The following is a 3,455-nucleotide window of genomic DNA, read 5'->3' as shown; positions in this document are numbered from 1 at the left end:
CGGCTGTAGCTGACGACATTGCCGAACGTCTTAACGACGACGAAGCCAGGCGCGAAGAAGATAAGTGGTCGGCGTGAACCTCGACGCAAGCATGCCCGCCGGTTCAACGGTAATTTGCGTCGGCTTTTCTGGCCAATGAAAAAGGCCGCAGGCGTTGCGCGCTGCGGCCTTGTCCGGGAAAACTGATTGTCAGTGCAATAACAATACTCCCAGTCCCGATAACGTCGAGGCTGCCGCAAGACTTTCGGGCGGGGAAGTCTTAGTTTGTGTCCCGGCAGCGGAACATCCGGCATGTTGCACGGCGGTAACAGTTTCACTCGCTGTCCGGCTCCTCAATCGGCAGAGGGCAGCCTCCGCATCGTGAATTGAATTTGGCCGTCCGGAAGCTGACGCCAGTGCGCCGCCGGCAGGATACTCCCGAAGTAAATCACGCGCCTGAGCGCGCGCGTCTTCGACGGGGAGGGTATAGGTTTTGCGGAGGAAGCGGTCGGGATCGAGGCGGCGAAGATCATGTAGCTCTCTCGGGATCGCGTGGCGACATCGCGAGGTTTCATACGTCCTCCCTGAGCCCTTTAAAGAACGGATGCCGCACTTTGCCTTCTGCCGATTTCGCGCGGTATTCGATTTCAGCCAGCAGCTGCGGACCATTGCCAGCCTGTTTGCGTTCTCGGTCACTGGACGCCATCTTTGCGATTGTTCAGCCATCCACGTCATCCTGAATGCAATAGCTGAAACGGACCCCAAAGCCCCCGCGAGAGTTGCGTAAAGAAACCCGCCGGCGTGAACCGGCGGGCTCCGCGATGCACTAGCGGAACTTCAGGAAGCTGAAAGAGGGCAGCGAGAAGTGCTGGTTGATCGCGAAGTGAGAGAAGTTGCTGAGCGAATTCCAGCGCGGCGAAGCGGCTGCGGATTCAGACCGCCCGCGACCGCGTCGAGGGCTTCGTCCGAAAGGAGATTGTTCTTAATCGCTTGTCAGAGTGTTCATTGTGATGTCTCCCGAATGAACAGGTTTACGATGAAGTGCGCCGGTCAGCGCACGCGAACTATGACATTCGGAGCAAGGGCCTTCCGTGACTCATGTCACAAACATGAGAAAGCCCGCCGGCGGCCGCATTCAAACCGCAGAGCTATCGACCGCTCTTATAAAGTTGCGAAGCCATCCTAGTCCGTCGCCGCCACCGGTGCCCTTGCCGTTCCCGGGGTTTCCGCTGGCCCCGTTTCGGGCGTACCGCCAGTAACGATGGAAAGTTGTTCGTCGTTGAGTTGATCGTATTTCATGGCGCGGTCTCCTCTGTGGCGGCGATCCATTTCGTCCATGTCGTCTCCATAGAGATCCCTCAGCCGGCGCGGCTGTTACTTGGGGAACAGGCGGCAACTGGCCCGCGTGCGTCTCACCTCGTTCACGGACTTGTTATCGAACCCTCAGCACGCTCGCAGCGAACTAACGGCGCTGGGGGATTTCAGGGCCCAGTACCTAAGCCAACGCCGCCCAGCCAACATATTCGGCTGGCGCGGCGTTGCGCGTGCATCCCAAGAAAAAGCCCTGCGGTTAGGACGGGCTCATTGCGTCGGCCCACGTAGTTGGGCTGAGAACCGCGGAGGCAAAGAAAAACCCGCCGGCAATGCCCCGGCGGGTTTCCTTACGCGTCAGTCACGTGGCCAGTGTTGCGGATCAGTCCACGATTGCCTCGAAGATAACGGATGGCGGTTAATATTTGGTCGAGACCGTCCGGGGCGTCATTCGTGCTTTCCCATGAGGCTGGGGTAGCGGCCGCGCGCTGCCTCCTCGTCGTTCCAGCCATAAACCGGCTCCTCGTCACCACCGAGCTCGTCATCGACGGAAGAAGTGACAAGTGCTCTTGCGATAGACGGCCGCGGTGCTGCGTACATTGCGAAAGCGCTAACCGAACCGAAGCGGCTGTAAAGGGGCACGCTTCCCAGCTCGGAGTTCGTATGGGAAGGCGAAGATCCGGGGTTTCGCGATTGAAGCAAAGCCCGTAAACTCGCCTCTGAAGGTCGGACGACGGCAACGAGCGCGGAACGGATGAAGCGCACCGCCTCCTCGATCCGCGCGCGATCATCGTTGCTTAAAATCCCCGCTTGCGAAGGCTAGGAAATGAAATTGGACGCAATTGTCCAACTCGTCCCGATCGGCGAAGAAAACGCCGTGACCGCCCGGCTTATTTGGCAGGTGTATGGTCTCGGAGCGCCCTCAAGCCTGAGGATGAAGCTGAATATCCTTGCTGCAAGGGGCGCGATCGAAAGAAAGTTAGTCCCCAAAAATCATACGGCCGACGTCAGCCTGTATTTCAGGAAGCCGACTTGAGACCGATAAACAAGCCTTGGACAGATGCGGAAAAGGAGCGGTTGAAAAAGTTTGTGGCTGACGGCGCGACTGCCGCGCGCGCAGCCGCGGCATTGAACCGGAAAATTCACAGCGTACAGATCCAAGCAGGCAAGCTAGGAATTCGCTTTCCGACCCTGGACAAGCAGCGAAGAAAGATGGGAGGTTCTCGGTCTGCTAAATTTCGCTCATAAAGGATGCGGAATCGGACTGATCCGAAAAAATGACTGCATCAGAGCGCTACGCCATGGTGCTGCTGCTCACAGGCATGTCGGTAGTATGGGTCGGTTCGGCGTGTTAGCCGTGAAACTGTTATGGGGCTGAAGGGGAAATAAATGGACCTGCTTTCGTCGATGGGGTTGCCGCATTGGCTAATGATCGCGGGAGCTATTTTAGTGGCGGTCGGCTTCCTTGGTCTTCTATTGACCCGGAAGAGCCAAGCCGAGAATCATCCAGAAGCCGCCGCTGCCGAGTGAAACAAACATAGGCTGAAGGCGAAGGGCAAATGAACTCATAAAACCGGATAGTCGACTATTCGACACTCGCATTTAAGACGCTCGCCACTATCTGAGCCGTATGCGTTCAAGGGATTGCGTACTTGACAAGTACGACTATTCGCCAGCTCCCTCAAGCGAGGCCATTTCGCGCTTGATCGCTTCGTTGTGCTTGGTCTTTAGCCGGAAGAAATAGATAGCAGGCGCTAAGCCACATAAGCCCGCCGTGATAATGGACGCTAGGGTGAATCTTGAGAGGTCAAGCCCGGCCATGGCCGCAAAAGCAATCAGCACGAAGGCCCCGGCGACTAATCCCGCAGCCCCAGCGGCACCGGTATTTGGGTTGGGGCGCATAGCTTCGAACGCGCTTCTCAGCAATGACGTATCGCTTGCCATCGCCGCGCGACTTCTTGATTTCGGCCTCGGTGACCACGATCAGTTGCCCTTGCGTGGCTCTGGTGATCTCCGACCATTTCACTTTGATCGTCGTCCGGAAAAAGAAATTCTACCCATGCAGCGCCGAGGCGCGTTCCCTTTCGCCGATGGTAAAGGAACGGTCAAACGAGCGGCAGCGGCAAGTATTACACGCTGATGCAAAAGGCTTCGCTGTCCCTCTT

The 3,455-nt window shown here is 57.4% G+C and carries 5 protein-coding genes and 1 pseudogene; 3 read left to right on the top strand and 3 right to left on the bottom strand.

Annotation, left to right across the window (positions count from 1 at the left end; genetic code table 11):
• Positions 1-550 precede the first annotated feature (550 nt).
• A pseudogene (locus tag JQ575_RS45540) lies at positions 551-643 on the bottom strand (DNA ligase); the annotation flags it as partial.
• 518 nt (positions 644-1,161) lie between these two features.
• Complete coding sequence (locus JQ575_RS43925) at positions 1,162-1,317, bottom strand: hypothetical protein (protein WP_212039354.1); 156 nt, start codon at positions 1,315-1,317, stop codon at positions 1,162-1,164.
• Between the two features lie 805 nt (positions 1,318-2,122).
• On the opposite strand from JQ575_RS43925, the gene JQ575_RS43920 reads away from it, so the two are divergent.
• Both JQ575_RS43920 and JQ575_RS43915 read left to right on the top strand, forming a co-directional pair.
• Complete coding sequence (locus JQ575_RS43920) at positions 2,123-2,326, top strand: hypothetical protein (RefSeq protein WP_212039353.1); 204 nt, start codon at positions 2,123-2,125, stop codon at positions 2,324-2,326.
• 353 nt (positions 2,327-2,679) lie between these two features.
• Positions 2,680-2,820: a hypothetical protein gene (locus JQ575_RS43915; protein ID WP_212039352.1), complete on the top strand. Its 141-nt coding sequence runs from the start codon at positions 2,680-2,682 to the stop codon at positions 2,818-2,820.
• Between the two features lie 135 nt (positions 2,821-2,955).
• Here the strand turns inward: JQ575_RS43915 and JQ575_RS43910 are convergent, their stop codons facing one another.
• Positions 2,956-3,234, bottom strand: a complete 279-nt coding sequence (locus JQ575_RS43910; protein ID WP_212039351.1) for a hypothetical protein — start codon at positions 3,232-3,234, stop codon at positions 2,956-2,958.
• Here JQ575_RS43910 and JQ575_RS43905 point away from each other — a divergent pair.
• The coding region (locus tag JQ575_RS43905) for a hypothetical protein (RefSeq protein ID WP_212039350.1) at positions 3,228-3,455 on the top strand (228 nt) is incomplete at its 3' end. The genes JQ575_RS43910 and JQ575_RS43905 overlap by 7 nt on opposite strands.

Origin of the sequence: Bradyrhizobium sp. JYMT SZCCT0428, from assembly GCF_018131075.1 — a bacterium.
Lineage (GTDB): Bacteria > Pseudomonadota > Alphaproteobacteria > Rhizobiales > Xanthobacteraceae > Bradyrhizobium.
The sequence above is the reverse complement of the archived record's forward strand: the minus strand, read 5'-3'. Positions and strand labels throughout refer to the sequence as shown.

Excerpts from the sequence above, each read along its gene's own strand:
- JQ575_RS43915 (WP_212039352.1), top strand. The coding sequence starts at position 2,680 with ATGGACCTGCTTTCGTCGATGGGGTTGCCGCATTGGCTAATGATCGCG.
- JQ575_RS43925 (WP_212039354.1), bottom strand. The coding sequence starts at position 1,317 with ATGGACGAAATGGATCGCCGCCACAGAGGAGACCGCGCCATGAAATAC.
- JQ575_RS43910 (WP_212039351.1), bottom strand. The coding sequence starts at position 3,234 with ATGGCAAGCGATACGTCATTGCTGAGAAGCGCGTTCGAAGCTATGCGC.